The organism is Crossiella sp. CA-258035 (assembly GCF_030064675.1).
Taxonomy (GTDB): Bacteria; Actinomycetota; Actinomycetes; order Mycobacteriales; family Pseudonocardiaceae; genus Crossiella.
In genome coordinates this window covers 1,981,272-2,003,018 of sequence record NZ_CP116413.1, presented here as the reverse complement: position 1 = coordinate 2,003,018, position 21,747 = coordinate 1,981,272, and the positions used below count along the sequence as shown (strand labels likewise).

Genomic DNA, 21,747 nt, shown 5'->3' with positions numbered 1-21,747 from the left:
GGTCACCGGCGGCAAAGCCTTGCCCGCCAACAACTTCGCGCCACCCAGCGCCCGTAGCGCCACCCGCGGCGGCGACCACCCCGCCCCGCCCCCGGCACCCCGGCACGCGCAGTGACTGTTTTCCCGCTTCTCGCTGTGCCACCCCGGCACACCCCCACACCTTTCAGCGATTCCCCCGCGCCACCCCACCCCCCGCCCCCACCCCCCAATAGATTCGATCCCATGCCCTCCCAACCCCCCTCCATCCGCGCCCGCGCCCTCGGCGCCGAACTGCGCCGCAAGCGCGAACAGGCCGGGTACACCGGCATGGACCTGGCCCGCCGCACCGGCTGGTCGCACAGCAAGATCTCCCGGCTGGAGACCGGCGACCGCGGCACCACCATCGCCGACGTGGCCTACGTGCTCGGCTTCTACGGCGCCAACGACACCGAGACCACCCGCCTGCTCGACCTGCTGCGGGACGCTCCCGACGGCGTGTGGGCCTGCCCCCGCCCGCGCACCTCGCAGGAGAACCAGGCCCGCTCGATCCAGACCTACGCCCCGGCGCTGATCCCGCCGCTGCTGCGCACCGATGCCTACGCCGCGGTGCTCGGCCAGCCGCCGGAACGACCATCGCCGCTGCGCAGGGCCTATCCACCGACCGCGCTGTTCCACCTGGACGAGTCCGCGCTGCGCCGCACCGTCGGCGACGCCAAGGTGATGAACGACCAGCTGCGCCGCCTGGTCTCCCTGGGCAACTGGGAGCACGTGACGATCCGGGTGGTGCCGCTGTCCGCGGGCGCCCATCCCGGCCTGGCCGGCGCCTTCACCCTGCTGCACTACGGTGACGACCGCCCGGTGGTGCACCTGCCCCAGGAGACCCAGGACCTGTACCTGGAGTCCGAGGAGGACCTGGCCACCTACCGCCGCATCCTGACCGACCTGGACGAGATCTCCCTGTGCCAGAACAGGTCCCGCGAGCTGATCACCCGCATGGCGCACGCCCTGCGCTGACCCGCCCCGCCCTGCCGCCCGCCGCGGGCCTCAGCTGCTCAGCCGAGGCCCAGGCTGGGTCTCCGCGGCGGTCTCGTGCACCAGGTAGTCCGCCACGTCGAACTCCCCCACCCTGCGGGTCAGCTCCCCGGTTGACCACGGCCAGGAGAAACTGTTGCGCCCGTTGGCATCCAGGTAGTAGCTCGAGCAGCCGCCCGCGTTGTACACGGTGCCGGCCAGCGCCCGCTGCGCCGCCGCGTTGAACCGCTCCTGCAGCTCCGGCCGCACCGACAGCGCGGGCCAGTCCCGCTCGGCCAGCAGCCGCACCGCGGCCAGCACGTGCGCCAGCTGCGCCTCGATGATGGCCATCGCCGAGGAGTGCCCGGTGCCGAGGTTGGGGCCCAGCAACAGGAACAGGTTCGGGAACCCGGCCACCGAGGTGCCGAGGTAGGCCCGGGGGCTGCCGCCCCACACCGCGGCCAGGCTGCGGCCCTGGGCGTCGAAGACCCGGTCGGCCACCGGCATGTCGGTGATGTGGAAGCCGGTGCCGAAGATGATCGCGTCCACCTCGCTGCGCCGCCCGTCCGCGCCGATGACCACGTTGCCCTCGATCCGGCTCAGCTCGGTCGGGTGCACGGTCACGTTGGGCTTGGTCAGCGACCGGTAGTAGGTGTTGGACAGCAGCAACCGCTTGCAGCCCAACGTGTAGTCCGGGGTCAGCACCGCCCGCAGCGCGGGGTCCGGCACCGTGGCGCGCAGGTGCAGCCGCCCGGCTCGCTGCACGATCCGCAGCAGCCAGGGATGCCGGAAGCCCACGCCCAGCGCCTCCATCCCGGCGTACTCGGCCGCCCGCAGCGCCCGCTGCGCGCGCGGGAAGGTGCGCAGCAGCCAGCGTTCCAGCCGCGGCACGTAGTGGTCGGGCTTGGGCAGCACCCACTGCGCGGTCCGCTGGAACAGGTGCAGCTCGGCCACCTCGGGCGCGATCTTGGGCACGAACTGCACCGCGGAGGCCCCGCTGCCGACCACCGCGACCCGTTTGCCGGTGAGGTCGTAGTCGTGGTTCCAGCGCGCCGAGTGGAAGCTCTCGCCGGGGAAGTCCGCCAGCCCCGGGATCTCCGGCAGCTTCGGCTCGTGCCACGGCCCGGCCCCGGCGATCAGCACCCGCGCGGTGTAGCGGCCCCCGGTGGTCTCCAGCACCCAGCGGGCGCCGTCCCAGCGCGCGGCCAGCACCTCCACGCCGAACCGCAGGTGCCCGGTGACCCGGTAGCGCACCGCCACGTCGGCCAGGTAGCGGCGGATCTCCGGCTGGGTGGCGAAGGCCCTGTGCCATTCCGGGTTGGGCGCGAAGGAGTAGGAGTACAGCGCCGAGGGCACGTCGCAGGCGCAGCCGGGGTAGGTGTTGTCCCGCCAGGTGCCGCCCAGCTCGGCGGCCTTCTCCAGCACCGCGAAGTCGGTGAAGCCGCTCCCGCGCAGCCGCACCGCGGCCCCGATGCCCGAGGCGCCCGCGCCCACCACGATCACGGGGAAGTCCCTGGTCAACCGGTTCGTCATGCGCTGACACCTCATTCCAGACAGCTGCCGTCCCACTTCCGCAACGAGCGGCGGCCGGTCGAGGTTCGCGCGCGCCGAGGGTCACCTGATCGGGCGAAGCGGCAAAAAAGGTCCGGAAGATCGGCAACCAGTCGCGCCGCCGGGACGTGTCAGAAGTGTCAGCGCCTTTCTTCTGCCACGGGGGTGGACCATGACCGAGCTCGCGGAGTCCGTAGCGGCAAGCACGGACCTCGCTCAACGACTTCTGCACGCGCACGGCTACCGGGCGCTGCGACTGGGCATGAGCGAGGCGGACGCGGTGGCCACCGGGCTGCTCACCTCAGACGACACCAGCGGGGTGTGCCGCTTCTACCGGTTCGCCGGCTCCGAGGGCAGCCAGCCGAAGACCAGCGGGGTGTTCATCTCCCCCACCAACGGCGTGGTCATGATCGGCGGCACGTCCAAGATGCTGACCCCGCAAGGCATCTGGCGCGGCAGCGAGCTGGCCGACCTGCGCGACGCCTACCCGGTGCTGCGCCGCGACCGGCTGTGCGACTGGATCTACCGCGCGGCCGCGCCGGGGAATCCGCGCGCGCACTACTGGTTCACCGTGGACGGCGGCCGGGTCACCGACTTCGGCCTGCAGGCCAGCGAGCTCTGAGAGAAGTTCCTCACTTATCCGCGCAACCGAGGGGGAGGGCGGCACGTCTTGATGACGTATCCAGCGCAGGAAGCGCCGGAGAATCATCAATCCTGTTGGGGGACAACGGAATGAACAAGCTCCTGCGTACGCTCGCGCCCGCGGTCGCCACGGCCGCGGCGCTCACCGTCCTGGGTGGCGCCACCGCCTCGGCCGCCCCGGGCGCGCTGCCCATCCTCGGACCGAACGGGTACAAGAGCCTGAAGCTGAACCAGACCGAGGCGCAGGCGGCGGCCACCGGTCTGCTCACCGACAAGCAGCGGATGGGCAGCTGCACCACCTACCGGTTCGTGGCCAGTGAGGGAACCGGCTCCGAGTACGGCGACGTGGTGATCGGCTTGAACGGCAAGGTGCACTCGATCAGCGCCACCTCGCGGATGCTCACCCGCGAGGGCGCCTGGAACAACATGCACCTCGACGACGTCAAGGCGATCTACCCCGAGCTGGTCCGGGACCCGCGGCCCGCCCTGTACCGGGCCCCGGTCCCCGGCAACCGCGCCGCGATCTACGTGTTCACGGTGAACAACGACCAGGGCATCGCGACCGACATCTCGCTGCAGAAGGACGAGGACCCCGGCTGCGGCGCCTGACCGGCCGATGTCCCCCGAATGAGGGTGAAATAGTTCTCGCTCCCGGGGCAACCTCCGGCGGTGTCCGAACGTGTTTCATGGTGGGGCCGGTGCCAGGGGGGTGCCGGGCACAACTGAAACCCTCTGGGGGGACAAGTTCATGAAGGCGCTCGCGCGCAAGCTCGTGTCGGATGTCGCACTCCCGGCAGCGGCAAAGGTGCTGGGCAGCTTCTCCGCGCTGTCGGCGACCCGGTCCGCACTGCCCTATCTCGGTCCGGACGGCTACAAGTCGGTCAAGCTGAACATGACCGAGGCGCAGGCGGTGGCCACCGGGCTGCTCACCGGGCGGCGGGTGGCGGACGGCTGCGTCACCTACCGGTTCGTCGCGGGCGAGGGGACCGGCTGCGAGTCCGGTGACGTGGTCATCGGGCGCGACGGCCGGATCCAGTCCATCAGCGCGACCGCGCGGGCGCTCACCCGCGAGGGCGCCTGGAACAACATGCCGCTGAGCGACGTCAAGGCGATCTACCCTCGGCTCGCCCAGGACGAGCGGCAGCACCACCTGTTCCGGACGCCGGTGCCGGGCAGCGAGCACGCGAGCTACACCTTCGCGGTGAACGACGACAGCGTCGCCACCCGCGTCTCACTGCACCGCAACGACGCCCCGGGCTTCGTTGCGGTGCGGTGAGGAACCGGGCTCGGACCTAGGGCCGCTGGAGCAGGGCCAGCGCCTCTGGGATCGAGTCCACCACCGGGCGGCCGGTGGCTGCCAGCTTCCGTCGGCTCATCATTCCCGTGGTGACCAGGACGCAGGCGGCGCCGGCCGCTTCGGCGGCATCGGAGTCGTCGACCACGTCCCCGATCAGCACCACCTCGGCCGGGTCGAGCCGCAGCGCGGCCAGGTGCTCGATGAGGTGCTCGGCCTTGGACCCGCCGCCGGTGTCCACCCGCAGCCCGTCCACCCTGGCGAACAGCTCCAGCAGGCCGAACTGGGTGATCAGCGGGACCAGCTCGTGGTGGAACCACATGGACAGCAGTGACTGGGTGCCGCCGGTGGCCGCCCAGCCGTGCAAGGCCGTCGGCACCCCGGTGGCCAGCGCGCAGGTGTCCAGCACCGCGCGGTAGGCCTCGTGGTAGGTCTTGTCCAGCCGGACCCAGTCCTCCGCGCTCAGCTGCCGTTCCAGCAGCCGCTCGTAGCAGGCGACCAGCGGCCGGGAGAAGGTGTCCCGCCAGAAGTCCATGGTGATCGAGGGCCGCCCGAACCCGGCGCAGACCTGGTTCACCGAGTCGAGCACGGCCTGGTTGTCATCCAGCAGGGTGCCGTTCCAGTCCCAGACAACGTGGGTGGCGCGAAGTGTGTGGTCCCGAGTCGTCACGGCCGGATGGTAAGCGGTCGCCCTGACAACGCTCGCGCGATTATCCGGCCCTGGGGGCATGATGGGGTGATGGATCTCGCTGAGGCACGCCAGATCATCCGGGAGCAGCCGCGCGCGGTGCTGGCCACCACCCGCGCCGACGGCAGCCCGCAGATGTCGCCGGTGCTGGCCGCGGTCGCCGAGGACGGCGCGATCGTGGTCAGCAGCCGCACCACCGCGTTCAAGGTGAAGAACCTGCGCCGTGATCCCCGGGTGTGGCTGTGCGTGCTGCCGGATGCCTTCTTCGGGCGGTGGATCCAGGTCGAGGGCACGGCCAGCGTGCTGGAGCTGCCCGAGGCGATGCCCGGCCTGGAGGACTACTACCGCCGCGTCTCCGGCGAGCACCCGGACTGGGCGGAGTACCGCGCCGCGATGACCGCCGAGCGACGGGTGCTGGTGCGCATCGAGCCGACCCGCGCCGGCCCCGACCGCAGTGGCTGAGCCACTCACCGAACTGGGCAGGCGGTACGGCCGGGACTGGACGCCGGTCACCCTCGGCGAGTCCGGCGCCCAGGTCTGGCGGGCCGGCCAGGTCTACCTCAAGGTCGCCCGCACCCCGCCGCACCCCGACCCGGCCGCCGCCCCCGCCGCCGAGGCCACCCGCTGTGCCTGGCTGGCCGCCCAGGGCTGGCCTGCCCCGGAGGTGGTGGAGCACGGCGACCGCGACGGCTTCTCCTGGTTGGTGACCCGGGCGCTACCGGGCCGCCCGGTCAGCGACCCGTGGCCGGTCGAGCGGGCCGCGGGCGTGGTGGACGCGGTGGCCGACCTGGCCCGCGCGCTGCACGCCTTGCCGGTCGCCGACTGCCCGTTCGACCGCCGCCACGCGGTCACCGTGCCGCTGGCCAAGGCCGCCGCCGCAGCGGACCTGGTCGACCTGACCGACCTGGCGCCCGAGTACGCGGGCTGGTCCGCCGCGGACCTGGTGGCCGAGCTCGACCGCACCCTCCCGGCCGCCGAGGACCCGGTGGTCTGCCACGGCGACCTGTGCACCCCGAACGTCCTGCTGGACCCGGACACCCTCGCCGTGACCGGCGTGCTGGACCTGGGCCGCCTCGGCGTGGCCGACCGCCACCTGGACCTGGCCCTGGCCACCCGGAGCCTGACCCGCGCGGGCCTGGACCCGGCGCGTTTCCTGGCCCGCTACGGCTTCACCGGCCTGGACCCGTCCCGGATCCGCTTCCACCGCCTGCTGGACGAGTTCTTCTGAGAACCGGTCACTCCTCCGGCACGATCCGCCGCACCAGCTCCGGGACCAGGTCCTTGGCCGCGAACGGCCGCATCGCCTCCGGCAGGGTCAGGTGCTCGATCACCAGTCCGGTCATCGCCAGGTAGAGCAGGGCCACCGTCTCCGCCCCGCCCGGCAGCCCGCTGTCCACGTGGAACTGGACGGAGGCGTCGAAGTTGGCCTGCAACGTCCCGGTCAGCGCCGCCCGCAGCTCCGGCCGCCGGGTCGCCTCCAGCCGCAGCTCCTGCAACGCCAGGTACCCGGCCGGATCGCGCTCGATCCGCGCCATCAGCTGGTGCATCAAGGTCTCCACCAGCTCCCGCTTCCTGGGCGCCCGCATGGTGACGGCCAGCTGCGCCGGATCCGGCCCCAGCCGCAGGTGGATCTGCCCGCCGACCTGGTTGAGCAGGTCGTCCCGGTTGACGAAGTAGTTGGACGCGGTCCCGTTCGGCACCCCGGCCTCAACGTCCACGGCCCGGAACGTCAACCCCCTGGCCCCCTCCCGCGCCAGCACCTCCACCGCCGCGTTGACCAGCGCCGCCCGCCGAGCCGGGTTCTGAACCACCAAGCCTCCCCCGCTAACCACTACAGGCATAGTACTGCGGGAACAGTAGTTGCCGCTACGCCCCATCCAGCCGAGCGATCAGAGTTTTTGGCGCCACCACCCGGAACGCGTCCTCGACCAGCTCGCCGATCTCGGCCCAGTCCAGCCCGTCCACATCCAGGTAGACGCCGAGCCACCCCCGGTGCCCGACATAAGGCGGCCGGAAGTAGCGCTCCGGATCGGACCCGATCAGGGCTTCCTGGGCGCCGGGCGGGGCCGCGCACCAGAAGGCGAGGCGGTTGTCGTGGTGGTGGTTGGCGTACATGACGAAGGTCTTCTTGCCGCGGATGAACCAGGTCGGCTCGCCGTGGCTCAGGCGCTCGGTGGTCTCGGGGAGGGCGAGGCACAGGGCGCGCAGGGACTCGAGGGGGTCGGGCGGCTGTGGCGGCTTCGGCATGGGGGCGGCTCCCGGGTTCCGGTCGGTGGGTGGTTCCGGTGGCGGGGTGGGGCGGACGGCGGGGGTTTCGCGGGATGCGGGGTTTCGCGGGATGCGGCTGGGGCGAGTGCGGCTGGAATGAGTGCGACTGGGGCGGACTGCCGTGAGGCGAGGCGCGGCGGCAGTGGGCGCGGTGCAGCGGGAACGAGGCTGCGGCGAGTCGGAGGCGGGACGGGCGGTGTTCGGTGGCAGCGGATTCGGCAGCGCGGTTCCCGGGCGGCGCGGCTTCCCGGACTCCGGGTGAGGGCGGCTCGATCCGTGCCGGAATCGCCGCTCCGCCAACGCAAACCGCGCACCCACGCAATCCGACCGCCCACGCAATCCGACCGCCCACGCGATCCGCTCTGCCCACACGATCCGACCGCCCGCGATCCGCTCCGCCCGCGCGATCCGCTCCGCCCGCGTGTTCTGGCCGCCAAGGCGGTCCCGTCCCGCCGACGCGATCCGCCGTGCCGGGGCCAGCCACGCCGCCAGGGCTTCCGGCAGTCGCGGCGAGTCGCGGGCGGTGGGGGGATAGCGGCTCGAGCGGGGAACGGGGCTGCGGCAAGTCGAGGCAGGGCTGGCACGGCGGGGCGGGTGACGTTCGGCGCGAGCGGCTTCGGCAACGCGGCTTCCCCGGCGGCACGGCTTCCCGGCCGACATGGCTTCCTCAGCGGCGGCTGGAGTCGCACGATCCTCACCGGACTCACCGGACTCACCGCCGGTGCCGCTGGTCGCCCAGGAGCGCCGCCCCGGCAACGCGAGCCGCCCACAAACGCAACTCACCCACCAGCGCAAGCCGTTCGCCGAGACGACCGGCCGTGCCGGACAACCCGCCGTGCCAACGTGGGTCGTCGTGCCGGTGTTGGCCATGCCGCCGGGTTTTGCGGCAGTCGCGGTGTGGCGCGGGGTGGCGGCATGGGCGGGGGTGGGGTCAGTCTGGGGGGTTGTCCAGGAGGGGGGCGTCCAGGTTGGCTTCGCGGAGTTCTTCGCGGACTACGCGGAAGGCCAGGCCCTCGGAGTAGCCCTTGCGGGCCAGCATGCCGACCAGGCGGCGGATGCGGGTTTGCTCGTCGGCGGACTGGAGGCTGCCGCCGCGGAGGCGTTTGCGGACCAGGTCCCTGGCTCGGGTTTCCTCGGCCTCGGGGTCCACCGCGGCCACCGCTTCGGCGGCCACCTCGTCGGCGACGCCCTTGCGGCGGAGCTCGACGCTCAGGGCGCGGCGGGCCATGCCCTGGTAGGCGTGCCGGGAGCGGACCCAGACCTCGGCGAAGGCGGCGTCGTCGACCAGGCCCACCTCGTCCAGGCGGGCCAGCACCGTCTCCGCGACCTCCGGCTCCACTCCCTTGCGTGCCAGGCTCTGCGCCAGCTCCGCCTTGGTGCGCGGGCGGGCGGTGAGCAGCCGCAGGCACACATCCCTGGCGTAGGCCACGGGATCCTGCGGCTGCTCCTGCCTGCCCTGTTCGGAGCGCACGGTCAGAAGTCGACCGGAGCGGGCGCGGTGTCGTCGGCGTCGAGCTTGGCGCCGATGCCCAGCTTCTCCTTGATGCGCTTCTCGATCTCGTTGGCCACGTCCGGGTTCTCCCGCATGAACTTGCGGGCGTTCTCCTTGCCCTGGCCCAGCTGGTCGCCCTCGTAGGTGTACCAAGCGCCGGACTTGCGCACGATGCCCTGCTCGACGCCGACGTCGATCAGCGAGCCCTCGCGGCTGATGCCGACGCCGTAGATGATGTCGAACTCGGCCTGCTTGAACGGCGGGGCCACCTTGTTCTTGACCACCTTGACGCGGGTGCGGTTGCCGACCGCGTCGCCGCTGTCCTTGAGCGTCTCGATGCGGCGCACGTCCAGGCGCACCGAGGCGTAGAACTTCAGCGCCTTGCCACCGGTGGTGGTCTCCGGGCTGCCGAACATGACGCCGACCTTCTCGCGCAGCTGGTTGATGAAGATCGCGGTGGTGCCGGAGTTGTGCAGCGCACCGGTGATCTTCCGCAGCGCCTGGCTCATCAGCCGGGCCTGGAGGCCGACGTGGCTGTCACCCATCTCGCCCTCGATCTCGGCACGGGGCACCAGCGCGGCCACCGAGTCGATCACCAGCACGTCCAGCGCGCCGGAGCGGATCAGCATGTCCGCGATCTCCAGCGCCTGCTCGCCGGTGTCCGGCTGGGAGACCAGCAGCGCGTCGGTGTCCACGCCGAGGGCCTTGGCGTAGTCGGGGTCGAGCGCGTGCTCGGCGTCGATGAAGGCGGCGATGCCGCCGTTCTTCTGCGCGTTGGCCACCGCGTGCAGGGCGACCGTGGTCTTACCGGAGGACTCCGGACCGTAGATCTCCACGACCCGGCCACGCGGCAGGCCGCCGATGCCCAGGGCCACGTCCAGGGAGATGGAGCCGGTCGGGATGACCTCGATCGGCGGGCGCCCCTCTTCGCCGAGGCGCATCACCGAGCCCTTGCCGAACTGCTTGTCGATCTGGGCCAGCGCCAGTTCGAGGGCCTTGTCTCTGTCGGGTGCTGCGGGTGGCATCGCTGTGGTCCGCCTTCTCGTCCGGGCTGGTCTTTGTGGGTCGCGCTCACGCTAGCGGGCAGGACCGACAATCCTCCGCGAGGTAGTCGCCGTCTGTGGATAACCGGCCCGATGTGGACAACAGGCTAACCGAACAGGTGTTCGATCCGAAAACCGACACGCCGCCTGGTACGGTGCCGCGCCCCGAGAGGGTTTCGACCAGGCCGCGGCCACACTTGAGGGCGTCAGAGCCAGCCGTGCCGGATCGCCTGCACGCCGGCCTGGAACCGGGTCTGCGCGCCGCACCGGTCCATCAGCTGCCGGACCCGGCGCTGCGCGGTCCGCGGCGCCATGCCCAGCTGCCGGGCGATGCTCTCGTCGGTCAGCCCGGCGGCCAGCAGCGCGAGCAGCTGCGGGTCCACCTCCGGCTCGGGTTCGGCCGCGGCCGCGCCGGTGAACGGGATGCTCCGGTCCCAGTACAGGTCGAAGGTGGAGTGCAGCACGTCCAGCAGCGGCGACGGGCGGATCACCAGCACGCTGTCGATGCCGGTCGCGCCGACCACCGGCAGCACCGCGCCGCGCCGGTCCACCAGGCCCAGCTTGAACGGCAGGTCCGGGGTGACCCTGGCCTTCTCGCCGCCGGCCACCAGGCTCAGCACCTCCGCCAGCCGCCCCGGCAGCTCAAAACTGGACCTTTCATAGACCACGCGCCAGCAGACATCGCGTTCGCTGCTGTCGTTCTCCAGCCCGATGAACTCCTCGGAATGGGACAGATAAGGCGGTTTGTCGAGAACGCGGACCTCGTCCCTGGCACTGAGCAACAGGGCCCGCCACTGGGACAGCGCGGCATCCGCGCCCTTCACCACCTCGACAATGGAGTCGTCATCCGGACAACCGTTGCCGGACTGCCGGTAGAGCTCCATCAGCCGGGCGGTCCCGGCGCGGGCGCGGCGGTGCTCGTTCTCCCGGTCGGCGATGAGCAGCTCCACCGCGAGATCGGGCGCGACCGCGCACCAGCGGGGCGTCGCACCGGTCACCCTGCGGACCAGGCCGCGGCTCTCCAGCTCCAGCAGCACCTCGGCCAACCTGCGCGGATCACGTTCCGACCCGGCCATGGCCAACTCCGCGGCGCTGCTCGTGCCGCCGCGCAGCAGCAGCTCGTAGACCGCCGACTGGGCCGGGTCGACCCCGAGGTTTGCGAACACTCGACCTCCCGCCTGTGCCGGTCATTGTGACTCCCGGAAAGCGAAAAGGCACTGTCGAAGCCGATTGTCCGGCTCACCGGTATTCAAGTGATTATCCGACTGTGCGGCCATCAGGTCGGCAATCGGTTAGACCATTCGCCGCAGGTCGTGAACGCATCGTAGTCAGCTGATGACGGAAACGTGACCGAGTAATGGCGTGAACACGGTGCTGACGTAAAACAGCCGCCGCGAACCCTGTGCCTGCGATCACACCAATGCCTACCTTCCGAGTCCCCTGCTTTGGAAGGAAGCCCCTGTGAACCGTGTGTTCCGCACGGCGCTGGCCACGGCGTCCGTGCCCGCCGCCCTCGTCAGCAGCCTGATGCTGCTGCCCGTGACCGCCCAGGCCGCCCCCAGCGGCGCCCAGCCCAGCCAGCCGGTGACCGAGCGCCCGTTCGAGCGACTGATCGTGGGCTACCAGTCCAGTTCGCTGGAGGCCAGCTCCGACGACGCGGCCGCCAGCGACGCCCGGGGCAAGGCCGCGAAGGTCGGCAAGGACCTGCGGCTGCACCGCCGGATGTCCACCGGCGCGGCCGTGGTCGACCTCGGTGGCAAGACCACCAAGGCCGAGGCCGCGCGCACCATCGAGGAGTTCCGGGCCGACCCGAAGGTCGCCTACGTCGAGCCCGACCTGATGATGCAGCCGCTGGCCGCGCCCAACGACACCGAGTACCACCGGCAGTGGGACCTGTTCGAGGCCAACGCCGGCATGAACGTGCCGGGCGCCTGGGACTCCGCCACCGGCACCGGCGTGACCGTCGCGGTGATCGACACCGGCTACGTCGCGCACTCCGACCTGGCCGGCAACATCGTCAGCGGCTACGACTTCGTGGCCGACGCCGCCCGCGCCAGGGACGGCAACGGCCGGGACAGCAACCCGGCCGACGAGGGTGACTGGGTCAAGCGCGGCGAGTGCGGGACCGACGCCAGCGGCCAGCCGGTGCCGGCCAAGGACACCGACTCCAGCTGGCACGGCACGCACGTGGCGGGCACCATCGCGGCCAGCACCGGCAACAGCAAGGGCATCGCGGGCATCGCCTACAACGCCAAGATCCAGCCGATCCGGGTGCTGGCCAAGTGCGGCGGCGCCACCTCCGACATCGCCGACGCGATCAACTGGGCCTCCGGCGGCTCGGTCACCGGCGTGCCGGCCAACCAGAACCCGGCCAAGGTCATCAACATGAGCCTGGGCGGCAAGTCCAGCTGCTCCAGCACCTACCAGAACGCGATCAACGCCGCGGTCTCCCGCGGCACCACGGTGGTCGTGGCCGCCGGCAACAGCAACGACGAGGTCTCCGGCTACACCCCGGCCAGCTGCAACAACGTCATCTCGGTCGCCGCGAGCAGCCGTGAGGGCAACCGGACCTGGTACTCCAACTACGGCGCCAAGATCGACGTGGCCGCGCCGGGCGGCGAGACCCGCAGGGCCAACGACACCCCGGGCACCATCACCACCCCGGAGAACGGCATCTGGGCCACGCTGAACAACGGCGCGAGCACCCCCGGCGCGGAGAACTACGAGCCGTACCAGGGCACCAGCATGGCCGCCCCGCACATCGCCGGCCTGGCCGCGCTGATGGTGGGCAAGGACAAGGCGCTGACCCCGGCCTCGGTGGAGCAGCTGATCAAGGACAACGCGCGGGCGCTGCCCGGCACCTGCACCGGCGGCTGCGGCGCGGGCCTGGCCGATGCCACCAAGACGGTGGCCGCGGTCGGCGGCACCACTCCCCCGCCGGCCGGCACCTTCAGCAACACCGAGGACGTGGCCATCCCGGACCGCGGCGCCGCGGTGACCTCCGCGATCACCGTCAGCGGTCGCACCGGCAACGCCTCCAGCGCGCTGAAGGTCGCGGTGGACATCAAGCACACCTTCCGCGGCGACCTGGTGGTCGACCTGCTCGCCCCGGACGGCACCGTCTACCCGCTGAAGCGCTCCTCGGCCAGTGACTCGGCGGCCGACGTGCTGGCCACCTACACCGTGAACGCCTCCAGCGAGGTCGCCAACGGCACCTGGAAGCTGCGCGTGCAGGACGTCGCCAGCTACGACACCGGCAAGATCGACTCCTGGAGCCTGACCTTCTGACCACCCGGTTGAGGTGAATGCTGACCCGCCCGGTCCCTGCTCCGGGCGGGTCAGCGCCGTTCTGGCGGCACGTCGAAGTCCTCGCACACCGCGCGCCACACCTGCTTGGCCGGGAATCCCGCGTCCAGCGCCTGGTTCGGGGTCCGGCCGCCGAGTGCGGAGAAGACGTGGTCACGAGCCAGCATGTCGGCGCGGACCTCGCCGAACTCCTCGGCCATCAGACTGCGGAACACCGTGTTTCTCATCGGGGACCAGACTACGGCCCCGGCCGGTAGGCTCGGCGCGTGTTCGACTTCGGCGACGACCCCACCGGTCTGTCCTCCCCGATCGCCACCATCGCGACCATCGGCGCGCTGGTGGCCATGATCGTGCTCTACCTGCGCTACCTGCGGAACTCGCGCGGCCGCGACGAGGACTAGGCCGGTCGCAGCGCGGTGAGCGCGCAGACCACCAGCAGCGGCAGCGCGGCGAAGCCGACCACCAGCCCGAGCGCGGCGTAGGACCCGGCGGTCACCAGCACCCCGGCCAGCACCCCGCCGCAGGCGCCACCGGCGTTCATCAGCAGGTCCGACAGGCCCTGCACGGCGGGCCGCTCGGCGGCGGGCACACTCTCGGTGAGCAGTGCCGACCCCGCGACCACGCCCGCTGACCAGCCGAACCCCAGCACGGTCAGGGCCAGCGCGAGCTGTGGCGCGTCCTGCCCGGCCGCGGTGCCCGCGATGCCGGCCGCGGCGACCACCAGGGCCGCGCCGAGTCCCAGGACCGGCACCCGGCCGTGCCGGTCGGCCAGCCAGCCGAAGACCGGGCTGGCCACGTACATCGCGGCCGCGTGCAGGCTGATCACCACGCCGACCACGGCCAGCGAGTGGCCGCCGTGGTCCAGGTGCACCGGGGTCATCGCCATCAGGCCGACCATGGCCGCGTGGCAGAGCACGATCCCGGCCAGCGCCAGCCCGGCCTGCCCACGCAGGTGCCGCCAGGCCGACCAGGCCCCCGGCGGCACCACCGGCGCGCCGCCGTGCGCCGGGCAGCTCACCCCGGCCGGCGCGAAGGACCTGGCCAGCACCAGCGGGTCGGGGCGCAGGCCGAGGCCGGCGCACAGCGCGGCGGCCAGGAACACCAGCGCCGCCACCAGGTACGCCCCCGCCGCCGCGGGCAGCCCGAGCTCACCGGCCACCTGCCCGGCGGGTCCGGCCAGGTTCGGACCGACCAGCACGCCCGCGGTGCTGGCCCACACCACCACCGACAGCGCCCGCGCCCGGCGTGCCGGCAGCGCGAGGTCGGTGGCGGCGTACCGGGCGGCGAGTCCGGCCATCGCGCCGCCGCCGAAGAGCACCAGCGCGCCGAGCAGCAGCGGCCAACTGCCCAGCACCAGCGCGAGCACCGCCAGCACCGAGCCGAGCACGCCGGTCCCGTAGCCCAGCACCAGCGCCGGCCGCCGTCCGCGCCGCTGCGCCAGGCTGGCCGCGGGCACCGCGAGCAGCGCCGAGCCGATGGTGGAGGCGGTCGCGGCCATCCCGCCGACCGCCGCGCTGCCGGAGAGCGCGGCCCCGGCCAGCGCGCTCACCGCCACCCCGGCGGCCACCCCGCCCGCGCCGAGCACCTGGGTCGCGGTCAGCACCCCGAGCACCCGGCGCTGGGCGGCGACCGGGGTCACCGCTTGCCGTCCAGCCGGAGCGACCGGCCGATGATCTCCTTCATGATCTCGTTGGTGCCGCCGTAGATCGCCTGCACCCGGCCGTCCAGGAAGTACTTGGAGATCGGGTACTCGCTCATGTAGCCGTAGCCACCGTGCAGTTGGAGGCAGCGGTCGGCCACCCTGCGGTCGATGTCGGTGGCCCACCACTTGGCCATGGCCGCGTCCTCCGCGGTGAGCCGGCCCGCGACCAGGTCCAGCACGCAGCGGTCCACGAAGGTCTGGGTGACCCAGTACTGCGTCTCCATCTCGGCCAGCTCGAACCGGGTGTTCTGGAAGGCGCCGATGGCGCGGCCGAAGGCCTTGCGCTCGCGCACGTAGTCCTCGGTGAGGTCGAGCATCGCGCGCACCGCCGCGGCCGAGCCGACCGCCATGGACAGCCGTTCCTGCGGCAGGAACCGCATCAGGTGGTAGAAGCCGCGGTTCTGCTCGCCGATCAGGTTCGCCGCGGGCACCCGCACCTCGTCGAAGAACAGCTCGGCGGTGTCCTGCGCCTTCTGCCCGATCTTGTCCAGGTTCCGCCCGCGCTCGAACCCCGGCATGCCCCGCTCCACCGCGAGCAGGCTCAGCCCCTTGCTGCCCTCGGCCGCCGGGTCGGTGCGCGCGACCACGATGACCAGGTCGGACAGGATGCCGTTGGTGATGAAGGTCTTGGCCCCGGAGAGCACCCAGTCCGAGCCGTCCCGCCGCGCGTGGGTGCGGATGCCCTGCAGGTCAGAGCCCGCGCCGGGCTCGCTCATGGCGATCGCGGTGATCAGCCTGCCCGCGCAGAAGTCCGGCAGCCAGCGCTGCTTCTGCTCCTCGGTGGTCAGCTCGCGCAGGTAGGGCCCGACGATGTCGTTGTGCAGCCCGAAGCCCAGCCCGGAGGCCCCGGCCCGCACCACCTCCTCGTCCTGCACCGCGTAGAAGCGGTAGTCCGGCTCGCCCCCGCCGCCGTAGCGCTCCGGCATGTCGATGCCGAGCAGGCCGAGCTTCCCGGCCTCCTCCCACACCTCCCGCGCCACGATGCCGTCCCGCTCCCACTGCTGGTGGTGCGGCAGCACGGACCTGGCCAGGAACTCCCGCACCGTCGCCCGCAACGCCTCGTGCTCGTCCCCGTACAGCTGACGCTCCATGCCTCGATCGTGACATGGGGTTCTGCCCGGCGGAACCGCTCAGTGGATCACTCGCGGTGGGCGACCGAACGGGCAACCGAAGACCGCCATTCAGGTAACGGTTTGGCCCGGCGACATCACATTCCGTCTCCGTCCCCGTCACACCGTGCGTTGCGTCACAGAACAAGTCGAAAGTTGAAGCAAGAGTTCGTCCGAACGCAGGAATCCGTGTCGGCTGGGGCGACTAGAGAGGGGACGACACAGTGTCCGCACAGGCGCATTCCCTAGGGGGACTCGGTGGGGTGCTACGCCGGGACATCGCCAAGCGCACGTCCGCCATCTTCACCCCGGTCCGACCGGAGTCCAGGGACGCCGAGCTCGACGGGGTGGTGTCCGCGGCCATCGCGGGGGACCGGCAGTCGGTGTCCTGGCTGCTCGGCTACATCCGGCCGATCGTGGTCCGCTACTGCCGCACCCGGATCGGTCGCCAGGAGCGTTCCTTCGCCTCCGCCGACGACGTGGCCCAGGAGGTCTGCCTGGCGGTGCTGACCGCGCTGCCCACCTACCGCTCGCAGGGCCGCCCGTTCCTGGCCTTCGTCTACGGCATCGCCGGGCACAAGGTGGCCGACGCCTACCGGCACGCCGCGCGCAACATCTCCGAGCCGGTGCCCGAGGTGCCGGACACCGTGATCACCGAGGGCGGGCCGGAGCAGCAGGCGCTCTACCGCGAGCTGTCCACGGAGATGGGCAAGCTGCTGGACGTGCTGCCGCCGAAGCAGCGGGAGATCCTGGTGCTGCGCGTGGTGGTGGGGCTGTCCGCCGAGGAGACCGCCAGCACGGTCGGGTCCACGCCGGGCGCGGTGCGGGTGGCCCAGCACCGGGCGATCAGCCGGTTGCGCACCCTGCTGACCAGGTCGAAGCGCCCCTCGCCCTAATCTCGGCGGCATGAGCGTGTTGCGTGCCGAGATCGACGGACAACCGGCCACGGTAGAGCAGCTGCTGACCACGACCACGGTCAACTACGGCCACTTCACCGGCATGACCGCGGTGGACGGCCGGGTGCGCGGCCTCGACCTGCACCTGGCCCGGCTCGGCGCGGCGACCAGCGCGCTGTTCGGCACCACCCTGGACCTCGACCGGGTCCGCGCGCTGCTGCGGCAGGCACTCTCCGGCCTGTCCGGCCCGGTCAGCGCCAGGATCAACGTCTTCCCGGCCGCGCTCACCTGGGACGGGCTCGGCGCGCCGATCGAGCCGAGGGTGCTGGTGCTCATCCGCCCCGCGCCGGAGCCAGTGACCACTCCCCTGCGCACCCGCACCGCGCGGTACTCCAGGGACGCGCCGGAGTTCAAGCACGTGGGCACCTTCGGCCTGTTCCAGCAGCAGCGGCTGGCCCGGCTGGACGGCTATCAGGACGTGGTGTTCCTGGACGAGCGCGGCAGGCTCAGCGAGGGCTCGATCTGGAACCTCGGCCTCTTCGACGGCGAGCACGTGGTGTGGCCGGCGGCGGCCGTGCTGCCCGGCATCGCTTACCAGCTGCTGCGCCGCGGTCTGGCCGAGCTGGGCGTGCCCGAGCTGGACCGGCCGGTCGAACCGGCTCAGCTGCCCGGTTTCCGGGCCGCCTTCTTCACCAACGCGCCCACCGGCGCCCGTGCCCTGAGCAGCATCGACGAGGTCGAGTTCGCGGTGGACGCCGAGCTCATGGATCTGCTCCGCCGGGCCTACGAGCTCGCTCCCTGGGATGAGGTCTGACCCGCCGATCGTTGTCGGTGGATCGCACGAAAAAGTGGAACTCTCACCAGGTTTCGGCCACTAAGGAAAAGGGGCTTCCTTCCTGCCCCCGTTCCTACCGAGGGGTCCAACGAGATGAACCGAAGATCACGGACGTTGGCCGGGCTGGTGGCGCTGGCCACCGCGAGCGCCACGCTGGCGGTCTCGCCACAGGCCACCGCGGCACCCGCCCCCGCACCCGGCGCGGGCACGCAGCACCAGGTCACCCTGATCACCGGCGACAAGGTGCGCGCGGCACAGCGCGCCGACGGCGGCTGGCAGCTCAACGTCGACCCGGCACAACGCTCAACGTCGTTCGGCTTCCGGCAGTTCCCGGTCACCCGTGAGGGCCAGACCGACTGGTACCTGGTGCCGGAGCGGGCCGAGCGGCTGCTGGCCGAGGGGCTGCTGGACCGCGAGCTGTTCAACATCACCGGCCTGATCCGGCACGGCTACGACGACGCGCGCAGCAAGGTGCTGCCGCTGCTGGTGCAGTACCCGGAGGCCGCGGCCACCCGCCGTGCCGCGGCACTGCCGGGCGTCACCGCGCAACGTGAGCTGCCCAGCCTGAACCTGGCCGCGGTGGACGGGCAGAAGGCGGCGGCGACCGAGTTCTGGCGTGAGCTGACCCAGCAGGGCCCGGCCGCGCTGGCCGGTGGGGCCAGCAAGATCTGGCTCAACGGCAAGGTGAAGTCCTCGCTGGACAAGAGCGTGCCGCAGGTCGGCGCACCGGCTGCCTGGCAGGCCGGGTTCACCGGAAAGGGCGTCACGGTCGCGGTGCTGGACACCGGGATCGACGACACGCACCCCGATGTGGCCGGGAAGGTCAAGCACAGCAAGGACTTCAGCGGCAAGGGCAACGTCAAGGACGGCGACGGGCACGGCACGCACGTGGCCGCGACCGCCGTGGGCTCGGGCGCGGCCGAGGGCGGCAAGTTCAAGGGGGTCGCCCCGGAGGCCGACCTCGCGGTCGGCAAGGTGCTCAACGACAACGGCAGCGGCCAGTTCGACGACATCATCGCGGGCATGGAGTGGGCCGCGGGCGAGGTCAAGGCCAAGGTCATCAGCATGAGCCTGGGCGGCGGCCCGACCGACGGCAGCGACCCGATGGCGCAGGCGGTGAACACGTTGACCCGCAAGCACAACGCGCTGTTCGTGATCGCCGCGGGCAACTACGGCTCGCCCGGTTCGGTGTCCAGCCCGTCCAGCGCCGACCTGGCGCTGACCGTGGGCAGCGTGACCAAGTCCGGCAGCCGCTCGGAGTTCTCCAGCCAGGGTCCGCGCGTCGGCGACGGCGCGGTGAAGCCGGAGATCTCCGCGCCCGGCAGCGACATCGTGGCCGCCCGCGCCACCGGCACCGCGATGGGTGAGCCGGTGAACGAGCGCTACACCAAGGCATCCGGCACCTCGATGGCCACTCCGCACGTGGCCGGTGGAGTGGCGATCCTGGCCCAGCAGCACCCGGACTGGACCGCCGAGCAGCTGAAGTCGGCGCTGGTGTCCACCTCGGTCCCGGTCGCGGGCAGCGGCGTGTTCGCCGTCGGCGGCGGCCGGATGGACCTGGGCAAGGCGGTTGCGGCCAAGGTGCTGGCCGGGCCGAGCGTGGTCAACGCGTTCCTGAAGTGGCCCAGCACCAAGGCAGAGACCCGCACGGTGACCTACAGCAACCCGGGCACCGCGCCGCTCACCCTGAACCTGAAGCTGGACCTGACCGACACCGCGGGCGCGCCGGCTCCGGCGAACCTGGCCAAGCTGTCCGCGAACTCGGTGACCGTGCCCGCCGGCGGTCAGGCCTCGGTGACGCTCACGCTGACCCCGCGCGCGGCCAAGCAGGGCAGCTACGGCGGCGTGCTCACCGCCACCGACGGCACCACCACGGTGCGTTCGCTGGTCGGCGCGCACGAGGAGGGCGAACACTACGACGTCACCGCCAAGGTCCTGTTGCAGGACGGCAAGCCCGGCACCGCGGACAACGGCCAGGTCACCCTGACCCGCCACCAGGACGGCGAGGCCTACCGGATGCCGCCCGGCGGCAGCGCCAGGGTGCCGCCCGGCACCTACAGCGCGATCGGCTCGATCACCACACCCCGGCCGGACGGCGAGCCGACCATCGCGATGGTGGCCAACCCCGTGGTGAAGATCAGCAAGTCGGCCACGGTGAGCTTCGACGCCCGGCAGGCCAAGCAGGTCAAGGTCAGCACCGACCAGGCGGCCGCGCGGGGTGGTTCCTGGCTGGCGCAGATGCGGCAGCAGATCAAGGACACCGGGCAGACGCACAGCTTCGGCTGGTTCCTCAACCCGCAGTTCTCCCACTTCTCCGCCTATTCCACCGCAGGGGTCAGCTCCCCGTCGTTCAGCTTCGCCAACAACCTCCGGCTGGAGGAGCCGGAGCTGGAGCTGTTCACCGAAGGCGCGCAACGCCAGGAGCTGGCCGTCGGCTGGCTGCGCGGCTCCGCCGACGATCCGATGAACACCAAGCTGCCGTCGGTGTACGCGGGCAGCGGCACGGTGGAGGAGCTGGCCAAGGTCGACGCCAAGGGCAAGTTCGTGGTGATCGGCCTGCCCGGCCAGACCACCTATGACGAGGTGTACCAACGGATCCGCAACATCAAGGCGGCCGGTGGCCTGGTCGCCGGGCTCTACGTCAGCGACGAGCAGCCCTTCCGCGCGGCAGCCAAGCTCGCCGAGGAGGAGAATCCGGCGGTGCTGCCCTCGGTGCGGGCCTTCGGCCAGTACGGGCCGAAGCTGGCCGAGTTCGCCAAGACCGGCGGCCAGGTGTCGCTGATCGCGCGCAAGGGCAGCAAGTTCCGCTACGAGCTGGCCTACCCCGCCGCGGGCAAGGTCCCGGCCAAGCTGGAGTACCAGGCCAAGCCCGCCGAGCTGGCCACGGTGACCTCGGTCTACTACGGCTACAGCCGGAACGAGCCGCCCATCATCGGCGGCTACTACCAGACGCCCAGCGGCTGGATCAGCACCCAGAGCTTCACCGAGGGCGTGGCCTCCGCCGAACGGGTCGAGTACTTCACCCCCGGCAACTGGGACCTCAGCGTCGGCGGCTGGTGGGGCGCCTCCGGCGACCTGATCGCCAAGGCGAAGCTGGAGGCGGGCAAGTCCTACCGGCACGAGTGGAACAAGGCGGTCAACGGGCCCGCGTTCCACGGCACCACCAGCAGCACCCTCGGCGAGAACCACCCGTGGGCCTGGATCAAGGGCGACCTGCTCGACGTGACCGTGCCCTGGTGGTCCGACGCGGCCGGGCACCCCAGGGTGGCCGACCCGAGCTGGGAGATCGACAAGGGCAGCACGACGCTGTTCGCCGACGGCCAGGAGGTGGCGCGGCACAACCTGCCCGGCCGCGGCGTGTTCGTCCGGCCCAGGGCGCAGGAGTACCGGCTGGAGTCCGACGTCAGCAGGGACGCGCCGTGGTGGACCACCTCCACGAAGGTCAGCTCGGTGTGGACCTTCGCCGCGCCCAGGGTGGAGGCCGGGCCGCTGCCGCTGTACACCGTGCGGTTCGCGCCGCCGGTGAGCCTGCGCAACGTGGCCCCCGGCGACCGTGAGTTCGCCATCCCGGTGACCGTGCCGCGGCAGGACGGCCCGGCCCAGCCGGACAGCCTGAGCGTGGACTACTCGGTGGATGACGGCGCCACCTGGCAGCAGGCCAAGGTGGACAAGACCGAGGCGGGCTGGACGGCGACGGTGCGCAACCCGGCCAAGGGCTTCGTGTCCTTGCGGGCCAAGGCCGCCGACGGGTCCAGCAAGGTGGAGCAGACCGTGCTCAAGGCCTACGAGATCGGCTGATCCGCTCGGATAGCAGAAGGAGGCGGCGTCCCGGAAGCGGGGCGCCGCCTTTCTGTGTCAACCCACAGTGCCTTGTCGGCCGGTCGTAGGAAAAAGCGGAACACCTTCGGGGCAACGGCAACAGACGGAGCGG

21 protein-coding genes are annotated in these 21,747 nt (G+C 71.8%); 11 read left to right on the top strand and 10 right to left on the bottom strand.

Translation table 11 applies throughout. The annotated features are described in order from the left end of the window. Positions 1-222: 222 nt before the first annotated feature. Entirely contained in the window at positions 223-993 is a 771-nt protein-coding gene (locus N8J89_RS09775) for a helix-turn-helix domain-containing protein (RefSeq protein WP_283664011.1), read from the top strand. A gap of 30 nt (positions 994-1,023) precedes the next feature. Here the strand turns inward: N8J89_RS09775 and N8J89_RS09770 are convergent, their stop codons facing one another. After that, a complete protein-coding gene (locus tag N8J89_RS09770) occupies positions 1,024-2,523 on the bottom strand; it encodes a flavin-containing monooxygenase (RefSeq protein WP_283664010.1) in 1,500 nt (499 codons plus the stop codon). A gap of 190 nt (positions 2,524-2,713) precedes the next feature. Here N8J89_RS09770 and N8J89_RS09765 point away from each other — a divergent pair, with 190 nt between their 5' ends. From N8J89_RS09765 to N8J89_RS09755, 3 genes are all read left to right on the top strand, one after another. Continuing rightward, positions 2,714-3,163: a hypothetical protein gene (locus N8J89_RS09765; RefSeq protein ID WP_283664009.1), complete on the top strand. Its 450-nt coding sequence runs from the start codon at positions 2,714-2,716 to the stop codon at positions 3,161-3,163. 110 nt (positions 3,164-3,273) lie between these two features. Next, the gene (locus N8J89_RS09760) at positions 3,274-3,792 is read left to right on the top strand and encodes a hypothetical protein (RefSeq protein WP_283664008.1); all 519 of its coding nucleotides are present in this window, start codon (positions 3,274-3,276) and stop codon (positions 3,790-3,792) included. Positions 3,793-3,931: 139 nt separating this feature from the next. Then, positions 3,932-4,459, top strand: a complete 528-nt coding sequence (locus tag N8J89_RS09755; RefSeq protein ID WP_283664007.1) for a hypothetical protein — start codon at positions 3,932-3,934, stop codon at positions 4,457-4,459. Between the two features lie 16 nt (positions 4,460-4,475). On the opposite strand, the gene N8J89_RS09750 is transcribed toward N8J89_RS09755, so the two are convergent. Beyond that, positions 4,476-5,147, bottom strand: coding sequence for an HAD family hydrolase (locus tag N8J89_RS09750; protein ID WP_283664006.1), 672 nt, complete (start codon positions 5,145-5,147; stop codon positions 4,476-4,478). Positions 5,148-5,216: 69 nt separating this feature from the next. On the opposite strand from N8J89_RS09750, the gene N8J89_RS09745 reads away from it, so the two are divergent. Beyond that, positions 5,217-5,627, top strand: coding sequence for a PPOX class F420-dependent oxidoreductase (locus tag N8J89_RS09745; protein ID WP_283664005.1), 411 nt, complete (start codon positions 5,217-5,219; stop codon positions 5,625-5,627). Continuing rightward, positions 5,620-6,393, top strand: coding sequence for an APH(3') family aminoglycoside O-phosphotransferase (locus N8J89_RS09740; RefSeq protein WP_283664004.1), 774 nt, complete (start codon positions 5,620-5,622; stop codon positions 6,391-6,393). Before N8J89_RS09745 ends, N8J89_RS09740 begins: the two co-directional genes overlap by 8 nt. A 7-nt stretch (positions 6,394-6,400) precedes the next feature. Here the strand turns inward: N8J89_RS09740 and N8J89_RS09735 are convergent, their stop codons facing one another. The 5 genes from N8J89_RS09735 to N8J89_RS09715 form a co-directional block, all read right to left on the bottom strand. Next, positions 6,401-6,976 carry a TetR/AcrR family transcriptional regulator gene (locus N8J89_RS09735; RefSeq protein ID WP_283664003.1) on the bottom strand — a complete coding sequence of 192 codons (576 nt, stop codon included), beginning with the start codon at positions 6,974-6,976 and terminating at the stop codon, positions 6,401-6,403. A gap of 55 nt (positions 6,977-7,031) precedes the next feature. Then, complete coding sequence (locus N8J89_RS09730) at positions 7,032-7,412, bottom strand: MmcQ/YjbR family DNA-binding protein (protein WP_283664002.1); 381 nt, start codon at positions 7,410-7,412, stop codon at positions 7,032-7,034. A 952-nt stretch (positions 7,413-8,364) separates the two neighbouring features. Then, positions 8,365-8,904, bottom strand: coding sequence for a regulatory protein RecX (locus N8J89_RS09725; protein WP_283664001.1), 540 nt, complete (start codon positions 8,902-8,904; stop codon positions 8,365-8,367). 2 nt (positions 8,905-8,906) lie between these two features. Beyond that, positions 8,907-9,950: a recombinase RecA gene (gene recA, locus N8J89_RS09720; RefSeq protein WP_283664000.1), complete on the bottom strand. Its 1,044-nt coding sequence runs from the start codon at positions 9,948-9,950 to the stop codon at positions 8,907-8,909. 224 nt (positions 9,951-10,174) lie between these two features. Beyond that, on the bottom strand, positions 10,175-11,134 hold the full coding sequence (locus N8J89_RS09715; protein WP_283663999.1) for a hypothetical protein: 960 nt from the start codon (positions 11,132-11,134) through the stop codon (positions 10,175-10,177). A gap of 295 nt (positions 11,135-11,429) precedes the next feature. On the opposite strand from N8J89_RS09715, the gene N8J89_RS09710 reads away from it, so the two are divergent. After that, entirely contained in the window at positions 11,430-13,256 is a 1,827-nt protein-coding gene (locus tag N8J89_RS09710; protein WP_283663998.1) for a S8 family serine peptidase, read from the top strand. A 50-nt stretch (positions 13,257-13,306) separates the two neighbouring features. On the opposite strand, the gene N8J89_RS09705 is transcribed toward N8J89_RS09710, so the two are convergent. Further along, the gene (locus tag N8J89_RS09705) at positions 13,307-13,501 is read right to left on the bottom strand and encodes a DUF3046 domain-containing protein (RefSeq protein ID WP_252485842.1); all 195 of its coding nucleotides are present in this window, start codon (positions 13,499-13,501) and stop codon (positions 13,307-13,309) included. A 39-nt stretch (positions 13,502-13,540) separates the two neighbouring features. On the opposite strand from N8J89_RS09705, the gene N8J89_RS09700 reads away from it, so the two are divergent. Then, entirely contained in the window at positions 13,541-13,675 is a 135-nt protein-coding gene (locus tag N8J89_RS09700) for a hypothetical protein (RefSeq protein ID WP_283663997.1), read from the top strand. Here the strand turns inward: N8J89_RS09700 and N8J89_RS09695 are convergent. Both N8J89_RS09695 and N8J89_RS09690 read right to left on the bottom strand, forming a co-directional pair. After that, the gene (locus N8J89_RS09695) at positions 13,672-14,913 is read right to left on the bottom strand and encodes an MFS transporter (RefSeq protein WP_283663996.1); all 1,242 of its coding nucleotides are present in this window, start codon (positions 14,911-14,913) and stop codon (positions 13,672-13,674) included. The genes N8J89_RS09700 and N8J89_RS09695 overlap by 4 nt on opposite strands. Then, on the bottom strand, positions 14,910-16,067 hold the full coding sequence (locus N8J89_RS09690) for an acyl-CoA dehydrogenase family protein (RefSeq protein WP_283663995.1): 1,158 nt from the start codon (positions 16,065-16,067) through the stop codon (positions 14,910-14,912). Before N8J89_RS09690 ends, N8J89_RS09695 begins: the two co-directional genes overlap by 4 nt. Positions 16,068-16,384: 317 nt before the next feature. Between N8J89_RS09690 and N8J89_RS09685 the strand changes: the two genes are divergently transcribed. From N8J89_RS09685 to N8J89_RS09675, 3 genes are all read left to right on the top strand, one after another. Then, on the top strand, positions 16,385-16,981 hold the full coding sequence (locus N8J89_RS09685) for a sigma-70 family RNA polymerase sigma factor (protein WP_283666132.1): 597 nt from the start codon (positions 16,385-16,387) through the stop codon (positions 16,979-16,981). 10 nt (positions 16,982-16,991) lie between these two features. Next, a complete protein-coding gene (locus N8J89_RS09680) occupies positions 16,992-17,795 on the top strand; it encodes an aminotransferase class IV (RefSeq protein WP_283663994.1) in 804 nt (267 codons plus the stop codon). 114 nt (positions 17,796-17,909) lie between these two features. Continuing rightward, positions 17,910-21,614, top strand: a complete 3,705-nt coding sequence (locus N8J89_RS09675; RefSeq protein WP_283663993.1) for a S8 family serine peptidase — start codon at positions 17,910-17,912, stop codon at positions 21,612-21,614. Positions 21,615-21,747: the final 133 nt, after the last annotated feature.